9 protein-coding genes are annotated in these 15,527 nt (G+C 63.5%); all 9 read left to right on the top strand.

Features of this window, described 5'->3' with window-relative positions; translation table 11 throughout:
• The first annotated feature begins 304 nt into the window (after window positions 1-304).
• Window positions 305-2,617, top strand: coding sequence for a cellulose biosynthesis cyclic di-GMP-binding regulatory protein BcsB (gene bcsB / locus AC1RTQ_RS06820; RefSeq protein WP_492874802.1), 2,313 nt, complete (start codon window positions 305-307; stop codon window positions 2,615-2,617).
• Window positions 2,610-3,770: a cellulose synthase complex periplasmic endoglucanase BcsZ gene (gene bcsZ / locus AC1RTQ_RS06815; protein ID WP_492874801.1), complete on the top strand. Its 1,161-nt coding sequence runs from the start codon at window positions 2,610-2,612 to the stop codon at window positions 3,768-3,770. The genes bcsB and bcsZ overlap by 8 nt, the downstream gene beginning before the upstream one ends.
• Complete coding sequence (locus AC1RTQ_RS06810; protein WP_492874800.1) at window positions 3,767-7,366, top strand: cellulose synthase subunit BcsC-related outer membrane protein; 3,600 nt, start codon at window positions 3,767-3,769, stop codon at window positions 7,364-7,366. The genes bcsZ and AC1RTQ_RS06810 overlap by 4 nt, the downstream gene beginning before the upstream one ends.
• A gap of 1 nt (window position 7,367) precedes the next feature.
• Window positions 7,368-9,068, top strand: a complete 1,701-nt coding sequence (locus AC1RTQ_RS06805) for a BcsE family c-di-GMP-binding protein (RefSeq protein WP_492874799.1) — start codon at window positions 7,368-7,370, stop codon at window positions 9,066-9,068.
• Window positions 9,069-9,077: 9 nt separating this feature from the next.
• On the top strand, window positions 9,078-9,251 hold the full coding sequence (locus tag AC1RTQ_RS06800) for a hypothetical protein (protein ID WP_492874798.1): 174 nt from the start codon (window positions 9,078-9,080) through the stop codon (window positions 9,249-9,251).
• Between the two features lie 5 nt (window positions 9,252-9,256).
• The gene (bcsQ, locus tag AC1RTQ_RS06795) at window positions 9,257-10,024 is read left to right on the top strand and encodes a cellulose biosynthesis protein BcsQ (RefSeq protein WP_492874797.1); all 768 of its coding nucleotides are present in this window, start codon (window positions 9,257-9,259) and stop codon (window positions 10,022-10,024) included.
• 116 nt (window positions 10,025-10,140) lie between these two features.
• The gene (gene bcsA, locus AC1RTQ_RS06790) at window positions 10,141-12,606 is read left to right on the top strand and encodes a UDP-forming cellulose synthase catalytic subunit (RefSeq protein WP_492874977.1); all 2,466 of its coding nucleotides are present in this window, start codon (window positions 10,141-10,143) and stop codon (window positions 12,604-12,606) included.
• Window positions 12,603-14,192, top strand: a complete 1,590-nt coding sequence (gene bcsG / locus AC1RTQ_RS06785; RefSeq protein WP_492874796.1) for a cellulose biosynthesis protein BcsG — start codon at window positions 12,603-12,605, stop codon at window positions 14,190-14,192. Before bcsA ends, bcsG begins: the two co-directional genes overlap by 4 nt.
• Before the next feature lie 89 nt (window positions 14,193-14,281).
• On the top strand, window positions 14,282-15,502 hold the full coding sequence (locus tag AC1RTQ_RS06780; protein WP_492874795.1) for a multidrug effflux MFS transporter: 1,221 nt from the start codon (window positions 14,282-14,284) through the stop codon (window positions 15,500-15,502).
• Window positions 15,503-15,527: the final 25 nt, after the last annotated feature.

The following is a 15,527-nucleotide window of genomic DNA, read 5'->3' as shown; positions in this document are numbered from 1 at the left end:
GCTCTTAGCTCAGTTGGTAGAGCAGCGGACTCTTAATCCGTTGGTCGAGTGTTCGAATCACTCAGGGCCCACCAAAATCAGCAACCCGCTGTTCGCAAGAACAGCGGGTTTTTTGTTTTTGTTTTTTTTGATTTACCCTTCTCCTACTCCAATCGCCCCCCTATTTCATGGTTGTCATTGATTAAAACAATGTCAATTTTTCAACATTAATAAAAAACTATTACCAGCGCATACCAAAATATCAATGCAAGCATGTCTTGGTGCATCTGCCCATCCAGCCAACAAATCAGTTTGAGGAGCAAAAGTGTCCCCAATTCCGAATAAATCCAACATTCCTCATTGGGCTCTTGCCGCCATCGGACTGACTCTGCTGACTCCCGCCGTCTGCGGCTTTGCGCAGGAACAGCCGCCCAGCGCCCCCACAACCGCCGCACTGGCAGCCAACCCGCTTGCAGGGCTCCCGCGTCGCGAACTCACTCCAACCTTCCAGCAATTGGGTCAGGGCAGCTCCATGATGCTGCGAGGCGTGGAAAGCGAAGGCAGCGTCAACATCAGCGTGCGTCGTGACGAACTGGTCGAATCCGCCCTTCTGCGCCTGACCTTTACACTGTCCCCATCCCTGATTCCGTCACTGTCACACATCAAACTACTGCTCAACGAGGAGTTGCTGCAGACTATCTCCTTGCCCAAGGAGCAGCTGGGAGTCCCACATAAGCTGGAAATCCCCATCGATCCGCGCCTGTTCACGAATTACAACCGGTTACGCTTTCAGTTCGTCGGCCACTACACGATGGACTGCGAGATGCCAAACCACACCAGCTTGTGGGCATCCATCAGCAACGACAGCCAACTTGATCTGACGCTGCGCCAGTTGCCGCTGAGCGATTCCCTGGAGCTTCTACCCGCTCCTTTCTTCGATTCGCGCGACAACCAGATTGTCAACGTCCCCTTCGTCTTTGCCGATGCCAAGGATATGGGTCAGCTCAAGGCCGCAGGCTCGGTGGCCAGCTGGCTAGGCATGCTGTCGGGCTACCGGGGCAACCGCTTCCCGCTTTTCGAAAACCAGCTGCCCGAGCGTAACTCAGTGGTCTTTGCCACCAACGACCACCGCCCAGACTTCCTCAAGGAGCAGCCACCCGTCACCCACCCCACGCTGACCATGATGTCCCACCCCGAGCATCCAGCCATCAAGCTGCTCGTGGTACAGGGCAAGGACAATGCCCAGTTACAGCAGGCTGCCGACGCCCTGGCATTGGGCAAAGCCGCGCTGAGCGGCAGCAGCATGCAGGTGACCAAGCTGGAGTACCCTGAAAAACGCAAGCCCTACGACGCGCCGCGCTGGCTGACCACCAAGCGGCCTGTTCTGCTGTCCGAGCTGGTGAACAGCCCATCGGACCTGCAGCTGCGCGGCTATGCACTCAACAACACCATCAACATTCCTGCGCGCATGGCGCCAGATCTGTTCTCCTGGAATGCCCGCGGCGTTCCGCTGCAGCTGAACTATCGTTACACACCGAACTCGGTATCACAGCATGGCTCGCTCAGCGTCTCCATCAACAACCGGTTCATCAAGGCCTATCCGCTACGCGCCGCAGATGACGACAAGAGCGGCAAAAGCACCATCATGCTGCCCTTGTTCGAGGACGGCAGCACCCAGGCCAGTTCGGACTTCCGGATTCCCTCTTTTCTCGTAGGAGGAGACAACCAGCTGCAGTTAGGCTTTCAGTTACCTGCCACCGACCTCGGCCAATGCAGCTCCACCCTGCCAACAGAGCTGCGCGCAGCCATAGACCCCGAGTCCAGCATCGACCTGCGAGGTTTCAGGCACTACCTGCCCATGCCCAATCTGGCAGCCTATGCCAACAGCGGCTACCCGTTCACCAAGTACGCCGACCTCAGTCAAACCTCCATCGTCCTGCCCAACCAGCCTACCGCAGCCGATGCCGAAGCCTATCTGACAGCCGTGGCCCGCATGAGCGCAGCCACGGGCCTGGCCGGCATACGCTTCAACCTGATGAATGCAAGCCAGATCGAAAAGGCCCGCGATACGGACATCCTGCTGATATCTGCAGGTGACCAGGACGGCCTGTTGCAGAAATGGTCACAGGACATTCCGACTCTGATCGTCGCAGGCAAACGCACCACCCATCTGCTCGAGCGTGCCGTGAGCTCACTCAGCGAACTGTTCCAGCACGCCTCAGATGCCCCCACACCAGGTAGCAGCGGGCTGGCCACTCTGGAAGGCAAGGGCCCGCTGGCAGCCATCGTGGGCTTCGAATCCCCACTACAAAAGGGCCGCAGTGTCGTCGGCCTTACGGCCAGCGACGACATTGCCATGGCACAGATCTACCGGAGCCTGAGCGACTCCAGCAAGATCAGCGCCATGCACGGCGACCTGAGCTTTCTGCGCTCCGAGCAGGTGGAGAGCTTCCGCGTGAATCCCATCTACTATGTGGGCGACCTGCCCTGGTGGCAGCGCATGTGGTTCCATCTGCACAATCACCCCATGGCACTGGCGCTGGCCGGCATCGTCACGGGCCTGCTGCTCACCTTCCTGGTCTACGGCGCGCTGCGCTCCCTGGCTGCACGCCGCCTTGGGGGCAATAACAATGCCTGAGCGGCAGTTCAAGCGCCGCAGCTGGCTGCTATCGGCAGCCAGCCTGAGCATGGCCGGGCCGCTGGCCTGTCTGACGACACGACCTGTGCAAGCTGCAACGACGCCCTGGCCGATGTGGGAAGAGTTCAAGCGCAGTTTCATGACCCAGGACGGGCGCATCGTCTCTGACGATGAGAAGGGCGGCCAGACCTATTCCGAGGGCCAGGCCTACGCCCTGTTCTTTGCGCTGGCGGCCAATGATCGCCCGACCTTCGAGTTGCTGCTGCAGTGGACGGAGAACAACCTGTGCGCGGGTGACCTGAGCACCGCTCTGCCCGCGTGGCTATGGGGCAAAAAACCGGATGGCAGCTGGGGCCCTCTGGACACCAATGCAGCCTCAGACGCCGATCTGTGGATCGTCTACCTTCTGGCCGAGGCCGGACGGCTATGGAATGACCGGCGCTACCGCGCGATGGCCTCGGTCATGGGCGCCCTGCTGCTGGACAAGGAAACCGATGACCTGTCTGGACTGGGGCCCACGCTACTGCCCGGCCCCCAGGGTTTCAAGCTCGGCGAGGGCCAATGGCGCCTCAACCCCAGCTACGTGCCGCTGCAGGTACTGGACTGCCTTGCCCAGGCCCTGCCCCGGCAGCCGCGCTGGAAGGCACTGCGTGCCAGCTCCCTCAGGCTCACGGTGGACTCTGCGCCCAAGGGGATCTCGCCCGACTGGGTGATATACGACACAAAGCAGGGCTTTCTGAGGGACACGGACAAAGACAAGGCCATGGGTGCCTATAACGCCATCCGCGTCTATCTCTGGGCTGGCATGCTGCACCCCGAGGCTGCAGCACGCGCTCAGGTACTGACCGCACTGCGCCCCATGGCCAGGCTGGTGCGCGACACCGGTCGTCCACCTGAGCGCATAGATCCCATGAGCGGTGAAAGCATGGGCATGGCGCCCAGCGGTTTCAGCGCCGCCATGCTGCCCTTTCTGCACGCCCAGGGGGACGAAGAGGCCGTGCAGGCCCAACAGACCCGCATCCAGGATCAGTCCCTGCGGCCCACGGCTTACTACGAACAATGCCTGGCCCTGTTCGGGCTTGGCTGGATGCAGCAGCAATTCCGTTTTGGCAGGCTCGGCGAGTTTCAGCCCAGGTGGATCACCCAACCATGATTCCTTTCGCTTGCACGTATCAGCCGCTGGGCGTCATTGCAATGGCCACCCTGCTGTGCTGCACCTCCTCCATGGCACAGCCCGGCTCCGCCCAGGCCGTGGAGGCCGAGTTGCTGCGCACAGCCCAGATGTGGAACAGCCGCCAGCGCGCAGACCTGGCGCGTCAGTCAATAGAGAAGCTGCTGACCATCAACCCACGCTCGCCTCAAGGCCTAGCCACGCTGGGAGATATCGCACTGCAGGAAGGCAAGACCCAGGAGGCGCAAAGCCTCCTCGCCCGCCTGCAGAGCTCCAACCCCTCAAGCCAGTCGACGCGCGATCTCGCCGCATTGATCAATGCCTACGGCCCAGGCAAGCAGCAGCTCGCCCAGATGCGGCTCATGGCCCGTGCGGGACGCAAGACCGAGGCCGCCGCCATTGCCCGTCAGCTTTTCCCTGCAGGCCCACCGCAGACCGGCAGCCTGATGCGCGAGTACTACCAGATCGTTGGCGACGGCCCTCCACCTGACGCACAGCCTGCGACGCAGGTGGCGGTGCAGCCCGCTGCACCGAACACGGCAGACGCGGCCCTGACACCCGAAAAAATAAAGCGCCCTTCTGGCAGCGCTCCATTCCGTCAAACGCAGGCCGTGCGCGACCCTGCCGACATTGCACTCAGGAGCGGCCTGGCTGCACTGGACAAGGAACAGTTCGAGCTGGCCGAGCGCAGCTTCGACCAAGTGCTCCAACGCAGGCCTCGCGACGCTCAGGCACTGGGCAACAAGGGCTTGCTGCGCATGCGCCAGGGCCGCCATGCCGAAGCACTACCGTTGCTGGACCAGGCCTACGCCATAGACCATCAGAGTAAATGGCAAGACCTGCGCACCACGGCCCAGTTCTGGGCCCATCTGCGCGCCGCCGAAGCCGCACTCCAGGTCGATGATCTGGCATCGGCACAGCAGTTGTCGCAGCAGGCCCTGCAACAGCAACCCGGCAATTTTCAAGCGCTGATGCTGGCCGGTGAGATCAAGGCCCGCAACCAGGATGCGGCCGGCGCCGAAACCTATTACCAGCGGGCCCTGCAGCGCAATCCCGGCAATGTCTCCGCACTGACTTCCCTGGCCGATCTCTACGCAGCCCAGGGCCAGCCCGAGCGCGCACGCCAGTTGCTCGAAAAGACCGCGCAGGAACAGGCCAGCCTGGCCCAGGATCTTCAGCCCGTGCAAGCCAGTCTGCTCGACCGCGAAGCCAATACCGCGCTAGAGGCCGGCCAATTGAGCAAGGCGCTGGGCCTGCAGGAACAGGCTCTGAAGCTTACCCCTGCCGATCCCTGGCTCAGGCACCGGCTGGCACGCACCTATCTGCGCATGCAGCAACCCGAATCGGCGCTGCAGGTCATGAACGCTGGCATAGACCTCGCCCCTACAGAGCCGGACATGCGCTATGCGCGAGCCCTGATCCGCAGCGCCGTCAATGACGACGAGGGCGCACTCTCCGACATGCGGAAAATCCCCGAAGCCCAGTACAGCGACTCCATGCGCAGTCTGCTGAACAGCGCACAAATCCATACTTACATTGCCCAGACTTCAAGCGATCCTGTGCAGGCCAAGGCGCGGCTCGAAGCCGCCGAGCGCGTTGCAGGCAACGACAGCGACCTGCTATACGCGGTCTCCAACGCCTGGTTCCGCATGAACCAGCCCCAGGAAGCCGTAGCAGTCTTTGACCGTCGTATGGCCAGACTCCCCGCCCCAGAGCCCGCTGACCAATTGCGGCTGGCTCAGTTGCTCGGCCGCGCGGCCGAGGACAACCGGCTGCAATCTCTGCTTGCGCAGCTGCTGGCACGAAAGGACTGGACAGCCGATCAGGATGCGGACCTGCTGGGAATTCAGGCCAGCCACCTCGAACGGCAGGTGGATCAGGCCACAAGCCAAGCTCGCCTGGCGCAGGCACAGCGGCTGGCAGCCTCGCCCCTGCATCAGGGCCAGACCACTCAGGCCCAGCGCAGTGCCGCCCGCGCCCGCCTGATGCTCGCGGCCAATGAAAACGCCGCAGCCCTCGAACAGTTCGACATCGCACTCAAGGACTCGCCCGACAGCTACGACCTGCACATAGGCCGCGGCAATGCGCTCGCGCGCATGTACCAGCTAGAAGCCGCCCGTGCGGAAGCACAGTGGGCCCAGCAGCGTGCGGCCAGCCAGGAGTCCTATCGCCAACTCGCCCTGGTACGGCTGTGGCAGCGGATCGGACAGCCCGATGAGGCCAGGGTACTGCTCGCATCGCTGAAGGCCGGCAACCCCGACGACACCGAGGTACTGCTGCACAGCGCGCGCCTGGAGCGTTCGGAAAGCCACTACGCCCAGGCCCTGTCCTCCTACCGGGACGCACTGTCCATCGAGCGCCGCAGCCTGCCTGCAGACGGTACCGCCGCCCCCCAGCCCAGCTCCGTGACCAAGATCGAATCGGACATTGCATCCATAGAAGGGCGCCGCCAGAGCTGGGTCGAGGTTGGTCAGACCGGACTGCGCAAGTCGTCCACCGATGGCATCTCCTCCCTGCACGGCTGGGAGCGCCCCGCCGTGGCATGGTTCCCGCGCGGCTATGACGGTCTCTACTTCCTGCATGTGGACCAGGTCCATCTCGATGCCGGTGCCCAGCCCAGAAACGCCAGCGATGCGATGAGCTACGGCCAGGTCGCAGCCTGGCCCTCGGCCCGATATCCGACCACGGGAGCTCACTCCAAGGCAGATGGCTTCAACGTGGGCTTCGGCTACCAGGCCGACCGCTGGCAATGGGATATAGGTACGACCGGAGCCGGCATGCCCGTCACCAACGTGGTCGGCGGCGTTGCGCATACCGGCGATTGGCGCGATGTCGGCTACCGGCTCGAGGTGTCGCGCCGCCCGTTGACCGGCAGCCTTCTTGCCTATGGCGGTGCCCATGACCCCATCACCGGCCAGACCTGGGGTGGGGTAGTCGCCACAGGCGTGTCTGCACGCGCCTCCACCAATGTGGGCGGCTTTGGGGCCTCGCTCAGTGGCAACTACGCGGCCCTGACCGGCAAGAACGTGCGCAGCAACACCCGCTGGCAGCTTCGCGCGGCCTTGGACCGCGATGTCTGGCGCACCCCCAACCAGCTCGTCAACCTGGGCGCAGCCCTGTCCTTCTGGGGTTATGCACGCGACCTGTCCGAATACAGCTGGGGCCATGGCGGCTATTACAGCCCCAACCGCTACGCCTCCATCGCCCTGCCGCTGGAATGGAGCGGCCGCGAAGGCAAGTGGACATGGCTGCTGCGTGCCTCGGTTTCCTTCTCCAGCAGCTCCAGCAACGCCATGGACTATTTCCCCACCGACCCACGGCTGCAGGCTCAGGCAAACGCGCTGGGGCGGTCGGCCGTTTACACGGGGGGCAGCAGCACGGGCTTTGGCAGATCACTGCGCGCGGTCGTCGAGCACCAACTCACCTCCAACCTGGCCCTGGGCGCGCAGTTCGAAATGGACAGATCGGCCTACTACGCGCCATCCAGCCTGATGCTCTATGCGCGCTTCCTGCTCGACCCGGTAACCGCACCGCTCGTGAACCGCCCCCGCCCTGTACAGCCCTACTCAAGCTTCTGACATGCAACAGACGACCATGGCCCACACCAGCCCCGCTCTTGCCGCCGGCAACCTGGGCATAGACGGCCTGCAGGACGATATGGGAAAGCTGCCGCACAGCGGCGTGATCGCGCTCGCTGGCTCGTCCGGGCCGGCTTTCGAGAACTGGCGCCGGCATCTGGTCCAGGACCTGTGCCAGGAATTTCCCACCATGCTGGTGGCTCCTGATGCGCCCCTGCTGGACCGTCTGTTCGCCACCCAGCCGGACAATCACACAGCCCCCCGTCCCGACGCTTGGGTACTGCCTAGCACCGCCCAGAGCCAGCTGCAGGAGGCCGGCTTTGCCGCCCTGCACAAGGATCTCAAGCGCGCGGGCCTGAAACCGCAGCAGGCGCTGTGCCTGCTCGACGCCTCACCCCTGTTCAGCGGCGCCTCCCTGGAGCGTATCCACCGTCTGGCCGGCCAACTCCACCAATGGGCAAGCCTGCGCAAGGCGCCCGTGATACTGTGCTTTGAAGCACCAGGCGACGAAGTGCATGGCATGCTGACCAGCTTTGCTCATGCCTTCCCGTACTACGCCCTCCTGAAGCAGGACGGCAACGAGCTGGCTCTGAGCCTGGAGCGCTGGAACAGCTCACAGGGGGCCGTCTTCGCCATCCGGCTGGGCCTGCAGGCGCCAGACTGGGCCGATCCCGCCCAACGCCTGCACGCCAACGGCGTCGTCATGCGGGGGGCCTCCGCACAGCTCGTACACGCGCCCGACGAACTGGATGTTTATGCCACGCAGGCCGCCGTTGCGGACCAGCGCCAGCCGCCTGCGTCCTGGCATGTGGTCGAGACCCGGGAACTGATCCCCGAAGCCGTGCAACAAGCCATAGGTGCAACCGTGTTGCTGGACGCCGGCAACAGCGTCGAATTCGAAGCCCTGGCTCGCATGGTTCACCAGTTGCGATGCAGCCATCCGCAGACGCTCAAGATCGTGGTCCGCGAAACCGTGGGCAAGCTACGCCTGAACAGCGAGCAGGCGCTGCTGCGCTTGGGTGCCAACGACGTCATCTACCGCGAGCTGAGCTTTTCCCGGTTGCTGCAGCGACTGCGAGAGCTGCAGTCCCAGCGCTTCTCGCGCCAGGTTCCCGAAAGCTACGAGCAGGCCCTGGACGCCTTTCTGCCCATTCCGGAACGGGGCTATCAGCAACCTGCGTATTTCTGCACCCTGACCCTGAACATGCTGCGCAAGACGCAACCCATGGGCCTGAGCCATAGCCTGATCCAGTTGCGGCTGCTCAGCCATGCCTCCCATATCCAGGCCATAGAAGCCTATCGCCCCTCACGCGACGGAGACCTCATCACCGCCGACCATGATTCCATCTACGTCTTCCTGTTCGCCTGTGGGGAGTCCGATATCGACACCGCCCTGCCCCGTCTTTTCCTGCAGCCCTTGGCCCAGTTATTCAGTTCCCAGACTTCAGACAGTAGCCACGAAGGCATGCTGCAGATGCTGGGTCGCCTGCAATCGGCCGCCGAGGCTGGGCTACCCGACTACACCGCAGTGACAATGCCAGGCACGACTGCCCGTCCCCCGATTGACGTACAGATGCACCACTCCGTGCAGCCATCTGCAAACCTGCCCCGTATCGCACCAGCGACAGGTGCAGCCACAAGCGCATCGGTCATGGGCCACAGCCCCATCCCCAGACGTCCTTCCCCGCCTCACAGCGCCTAGGAATACGCCATGTCCTTTTTCCCGTTCCTCACCGGTATCACTGCTGGCATCGCCATCGCCGTGGCACTGTGGCTGCTCGGACGCATCGAATCCGGCAGCAAGCTGCTGGGCCGCCTGCGCAAGCCCCGCTATCTCCAGCCCTACCAGCCAGGACCATCGGCGCGTCCTCCAGGAAAAGGCTAAGCCTCATGCAACGTCTCGTCTTTATCTCCCCCCTCGGAGGCTCAGGCTGTACCACTGTGGCCGCCCATTTGTCGGTACTGGCTGCGCAGCGCGGCAGCGACTGCCTGGCCCTGGACCTGAGCCCCGGCAACATGCTGGGACGCTACCTAGGTCTGCCTTCCTGCGCCGCACAGGGCTGGAGCAATGCGCTGCTGCAGCAACAGTGGTGGGGCCAGGCTGCAATGGCCAACTCTGCGGGCTTGCAATACCTGCCGCGCGGTTACCTCAATGACCAGGAATGCAGCCGCCTGCAAGCGCACTGGCATAGCCATCCCAACTGGTTGTCCGAAAACCTGCAAGCATTGGACCTGTCATCCTCCACCCTCGTAGTCATGGACGCACCCTCTCCATGCTCACCCCTGGGCCGTCAAGCCCTGCAAACTGCCGACCTGGCGGTCGTGGTGCTGGACGCTTCCGAGCGCACCTTGCAGGCGCATGCCGCCATACAGGCGCTGCAGCAAAGCCTGGCGCCCCAGACGCGGCTGCAACTGGTCGTGAACCGCTACTCACCGCGCCGCCCGACCCAGCAGGCCGCGCTGGAGCAGTTGCGCCAGCAATGGGGGGAGGCCCTGCTGCTGGATCTGGTCCATGACGACGAAGCCATCTGCGAAGCCCTCTCGCAAGGCCTGTGTGTACACCAAAGCCTGCCCGAAGCGCAGTCCGCCCACGATTTCCAGGGACTGGCCTTCAGGCTGCTGTCAGGTCTCGCCCCCCTGCCCCAGGATCCGCCATGAATCCTCTGCACTTCAGCGCCCTCTGGCTGGCCAATCAGTTGCAAGTCGAGCAGCCCGCGCAGTGGTCCTCGTGGACCAGGCGACTGTTCGTGCTACCCCGCCGCACGCAGGCCTGGATGCCTCTGACTTCCGCACAGGTGCCCGACCCGCTGCAATGGCTGGCGCACCAGTTGCAACTGGATTCCGGCGCCTCGCCGCAACAGTGGCTGCTGGCCCTGTTCCTTCGCCCCAACCCTTCAGGTCGCCAAGGCGGCATGCAACTGGAAAACCTGCTGACCGCAGTGCTGCTGCCCATTTTCCATGCGCTGGCCTGGATCTGGAGCGGCGTGTGGCTGCTGCTGCGCCCCCTGCTGCTGATCCTGTCCTGGCCCATACGCATAGCCATGCGCAGCGCCGAACGCGTGGCCTCGCGCATCGATTCGGACGCCTTCGGCCGTCAGGCCGACTCGCTGCTGCACCCGCTGTTCGCCATTCCTGGCATGCGCTGGGTGGTGCTGGGCGCAGGCGCTGCCGTCACGGCCGTTGTCATGACTACGCCCCTGAGCTGGGCCGGGCAGCTGCTTTTCCTGATCATCATCTGGCTGCTCTCCCTGGTCCTGCGCAAGCTGCCGGGGCGCTTCCCGTCGCTGGCGTTGTCCACACTGAGCCTCATGGCCATGGGCCGCTATGCCTGGTGGCGCATGAACAACACGCTGCAGTTCGACAGCCCCCTGGAAGCGGCGCTGGGCTACGGCCTGCTCGCCGCCGAGGCCTACACCTGGCTCATCGTCATACTGGGCTTCATACAGACGGCCTGGCCGCTGCAGCGCAAGCCCACCCCGCTGTCCGGATCGCCCTCGAGCTGGCCCACAGTGGATGTCTTCATCCCCACCTACAACGAGCCCCTGAGCGTGGTCCGACCCACGGTGCTGGCCGCCATGGCGCTGGACTGGCCCGAGGACAAGCTCAAGGTCTACATTCTGGATGATGGCCGTCGCGAGGAATTCCGCGACTTCGCCAGCCAACTGGGCGTGGGCTACATCAGCCGCACGGATAACCGTCACGCCAAAGCCGGCAACCTCAACCATGCTCTGGCCCAGACCCATGGCGATCTGGTTGCCATCTTCGACTGCGACCACATTCCCACGCGCAGCTTCCTCAAGACCGCCGGCGGCTGGTTCCAGCGCGATCCGCTGTGCGCCATGCTGCAGACGCCGCATCACTTCTTCTCGCCCGACCCTTTTGAGCGCAACCTGGGCACCTTCCGCCGCGTGCCCAACGAAGGGGCGCTGTTCTACGGCCTCATCCAGGACGGCAACGACTTCTGGAATGCCACCTTTTTCTGCGGCTCCTGCGCCGTGCTGCGGCGCGGCCCCCTGCTGGAAGTCGGCGGCATTGCCGTGGAGACGGTGACCGAAGATGCCCACACTGCGCTCAAGCTGCACAGCAAGGGCTACAACACGGCCTATATCAATGAAACACAGGCTGCGGGCCTGGCCACCGAAAGCCTCTCTGCCCACATCGGCCAGCGCATCCGCTGGGCGCGTGGCATGGCCCAGATCTTCCGGCTGGACAACCCCTTCCTCAAAGCCGGTCTGAGCCTGTGGCAGCGCATCTGCTATGCCAATGCCATGCTGCACTTCTTCTTCGGCCTGCCGCGACTGGTGTTCCTGACGGCCCCCATGGCCTATCTGTTCTTCGAGCTGCACATCATCAACACCAATGCCTTGCTGCTGATGCTCTATGTGCTGCCCTACATATTGCAGACCAACATCGCCAACGCCCACGTACAGGGCAAGTTCCGCCACACTTTCTGGGCCGAGGTCTATGAAACCGTACTGGCCTGGTACATCGCCCTTCCCACCACGGTGGCCCTGCTGTCGCCACGCCATGGAAAATTCAACGTCACGGCCAAGGGCGGGCTTGTCACGCACAGCTATTTCGACTGGGCCATCTCCCGGCCCTACACGGCACTGGTGCTGCTCAACATTACTGCCTTCTTTGTGGGCGTGTGGCGCCTTGTCTACGCCAACTCCGACGAGCCGCTGACCGTGCTGCTCAATATGGTCTGGACGGCCTACAGCATCTTCATGCTGGGCACGGCGCTGGGCGTGGCCACCGAGTCCAAGCAGGTACGCCGCATGCACCGCGTGGCATCCGAGCTGCCAGCCACGCTGTACCTGCCTTCGGGTCATGTGCTCAAGACCAACTGCACCGACTTCTCCATGTCCGGTCTGGGCCTGCAGGCCCCGCCGGGCCTGGTCCTGCCGCCTGACAGCAGCCTGGATGTTGGCCTGTGGTTCGACCAGCGCGAATGCATCTTCCCCGCACGCGTCATCACCTGCCATGCCAACGGTGCCATAGGGCTGGAGTTCGGCGAACTGAACAAGTCCCAGCAGATACAGCTGGTGCAATGCACGTTCGCGCGCCCCGCCGCCTGGCGCGAATGGAGCAACGAACACGACACCGACAAACCCCTGCAGGGCCTGCTTGAACTCGGCATCCTGGGCCTGCATGGATACCGCAAGTTCTGGCGCTCCCTGGTTGCGGACATGCGCAGCGCCCGACAGTCCCTTCTCACGTCTTCTAAGAGCACGCCATGAGCTACTGGAGTTTCTATTTTCTTGCCAAGGTCGGCCTGCACTACGCCGGCTACCTGAGCCTGCATTGGCTATTGAACCTGCTGCTGGCCGTCGTTGTGTTCTGGCCACTGCAATCACGGCTATGGAAGAGCCTGCGCCTGGCCGTGGGCCTGATCGCGGCCATCGCCCTGCTGTACTACGACACGCACTTCCCGCCCATCTCGCGCGTGCTGTCCCAGGTCTCGGCGCTGTCCGGCTTCAGTGCCAGCTACATGCTGGAGCTGGTGCAGCGCGTCGTCTCCTGGCAGGCCCTGCTGGGCTTTGTCGTTCTGCTGGCGCTCTACAGCGCGCTGGCGCGCCGCATCCGCTTTGCCACGTTTGCACTGCTGGCCATTCTGAGCGTTCCTCTGGTCACCCGCCTGCAACAAGGAGCTGCCAAGCCCGTGCTTGCCCAGACCCAAGACAGCGCCCAGCCCGGTGCCGCCGCACCCGCAGCCACGCCCGATGCCTTGCTTGCCAACTTCTACGCCAGTGAACACCAGCGCCGCCTGAACTTCGCCTCGGGCACCACACCGCCCTTCGACATCGTGCTGCTGCATGTGTGCTCACTGGCCTGGGACGACATGCAGTTCGAAGGCATGCGCGACACACCTCTGCTGCAGCGCTTCGACGCCGTCTTCACCCAGTTCAACAGTGCGGCCAGTTACAGCGGCCCGGCCCAGTTGCGCGTGCTGCACGGCAGCTGCGGCCAGATGCCGCACGAGGCCCTCTATGAGGGCACGGACGCAGCCTGCAACGTCTTCCCCAGTCTGGAACAGGTCGGCTACCACACCAGTGCCCTGCTCAACCATAACGGCGTCTTTGACGGCTTTGCCCAGTCGCTGCAGGAGCGCGGCGGCTTCGCAGGCAAGATGGAGAAGAACCAGGGCGCACCTGAAGCCATGCAGAGTTTCGACGGCTCTCCCGTCTACAACGATCTGGCCCTGCTGTCGCAGTGGTGGAAGGAACGCCAAAGCCGCGGCAACGAGCCCGTGGCCCTGTACTACAACACCATCACGCTACACGACGGCAACCGTGTGCCCGGCATTGCATCGCGCAACAGCCTGCAAACCTACAAGCCACGGCTCACACAGTTGCTGTCTGACTTGGACCGCTTCATCAGCTTCCTTGAGTCCAGCGGCCGCCCTGTGCTGCTGATGCTTGTGCCCGAGCACGGCGCCTCGCTGCGGGGTGACAAGATGCAGATCTCTGGCATGCGCGAGATCCCCGGCCCGCGCGTGACCCTGGTGCCCACGGCCATCAAGCTCATCGGCCTGCCGCATCCAGCCGGTGCGACTGGAGCAGCCCCTGCCGTTCAGCCCTCCGCCCAAACCGGCCCTCTGATCGTGAGCAAGCCCACCAGCTACTTCGACCTCTTCACGCTGGTCAACAACCTCATGCAGGACAGCCCCTATCGCCCCGGAGCCACGCCACTGGCCGACCGGGTGGCTCAGTTGCAGGGCACGCGCTTCGTTGCAGAAAACGCAGATGTCGTCGTCATGCATGACGACAGCGGACAATATCTACTCAAGTCCGGCACTGACGCCTGGATCCCCTACACCAACTGAGCGGCGCAGCGCACAGCAAAGCCTGCCGCAGTTGTGGCATGCTCGGAAGCACTGCGGCGCAGTAGCCGCAGGCTTCCAACTGATCTCCTATGCAACATTTCTGGCGCGGTCCACGCTGGACACTGGCCGTTCTCCTGGCCATCCTCGGCATGCTCGGGCCGTTTTCCGTAGACACCTATATTCCTGCCTTCTCCGGCATCGCCCAGGCACTAGGTGCCACGCCCATAGAGATGCAGCAGACGCTGTCTGCCTATCTGCTGGGCTTCGCCTTCATGAACCTGTTCCATGGCGCGCTGGCCGATAGTTTCGGCCGCCGCCCTGTGATTCTCTGGGGGCTGGTGGCCTTTGCACTGGCCTCTGCGGGCTGTGCACTTTCCCGCGATATCACCCAGCTGGTGATCTTCCGCACGCTGCAAGGCCTGTCCACGGGCGCCGGCATCGTAGTCTCGCGCGCCATCGTGCGCGATATCTTTCCGCCCGCCCAGGCCCAGGGCCTGATGGCACAGATCACCATCTTCTTTGGCATCGCCCCCGCACTCGCTCCGGTGATGGGTGGCTGGCTGTTCGTGCACCTGGGCTGGCAGGCGGTGTTCTGGTTTCTGACCGCGGTTGGCGTGCTGCTCTGGGCTATCAACATCAAATTCCTGCCCGAGTCTCTGCCCCCGGAAAAACGTCAGCCCTTTCGCTTCAAGCCGCTGATGCAAGGTTATGGCGTGCTGCTGACCGACCCACGCTTTCTGCTGCTGGCCCTGGCCAGCGGCATTCCGTTCAACGGCATGTTTCTCTATCTGCTGTCGGCGCCGGCTTTTCTGGGCGATATCTTGCAGCTCGAGCCCACGCAGTTCTTCTGGTTCTTCATCGCCACCATCGGCGGCATCATGGCCGGCAGCTGGACCAGCGGCCGGCTGGCCGGACGCATCCCGCCAAAGCGCCAGATCCGGCACGGCTTTCTGGTGATGTGCGTGACCTCCATCATCAATCTGGTGGCCAATCTGATCTGGCCCGCGCATGTGAGCTGGGCCTTGATTCCCATCAGCCTGTTCGCCTACGGCTGGGCGCTGATGGTGCCCGTGGTGACGCTGCTGGTGCTGGACATCCACCCTGCGCGGCGCGGCCTGGCCTCTTCCCTGCAGGCCGTAGTGGGCTCGGCGGCCAACGGCTTTGTGGCCGGCGTGATTGCGCCGCTGGTCATGCATTCGGCCGCACTGCTGGCCACGGGCTCGATTCTGATGATGCTGATCGGTCTGGTCGCCTGGATCTATCTGCACCACCACTGGCCGGACATCGGCCGCCATGCCTCTGAAAATTAAAAAAAGGAGCAGCTACCGCACACCA

Source organism: Comamonas sp. GW821-FHT11H03 (assembly GCF_058807955.1).
This window is presented reverse-complemented; position numbering and strand designations above follow the sequence as displayed.

Coding starts and splice junctions, on each gene's coding strand:
- bcsZ (WP_492874801.1), top strand. CDS start 2,610: ATGCCTGAGCGGCAGTTCAAGCGCCGCAGCTGGCTGCTATCGGCAGCC.
- AC1RTQ_RS06810 (WP_492874800.1), top strand. CDS start 3,767: ATGATTCCTTTCGCTTGCACGTATCAGCCGCTGGGCGTCATTGCAATG.
- AC1RTQ_RS06805 (WP_492874799.1), top strand. CDS start 7,368: ATGCAACAGACGACCATGGCCCACACCAGCCCCGCTCTTGCCGCCGGC.
- AC1RTQ_RS06800 (WP_492874798.1), top strand. CDS start 9,078: ATGTCCTTTTTCCCGTTCCTCACCGGTATCACTGCTGGCATCGCCATC.
- bcsQ (WP_492874797.1), top strand. CDS start 9,257: ATGCAACGTCTCGTCTTTATCTCCCCCCTCGGAGGCTCAGGCTGTACC.
- bcsA (WP_492874977.1), top strand. CDS start 10,141: ATGCCTCTGACTTCCGCACAGGTGCCCGACCCGCTGCAATGGCTGGCG.
- bcsG (WP_492874796.1), top strand. CDS start 12,603: ATGAGCTACTGGAGTTTCTATTTTCTTGCCAAGGTCGGCCTGCACTAC.
- AC1RTQ_RS06780 (WP_492874795.1), top strand. CDS start 14,282: ATGCAACATTTCTGGCGCGGTCCACGCTGGACACTGGCCGTTCTCCTG.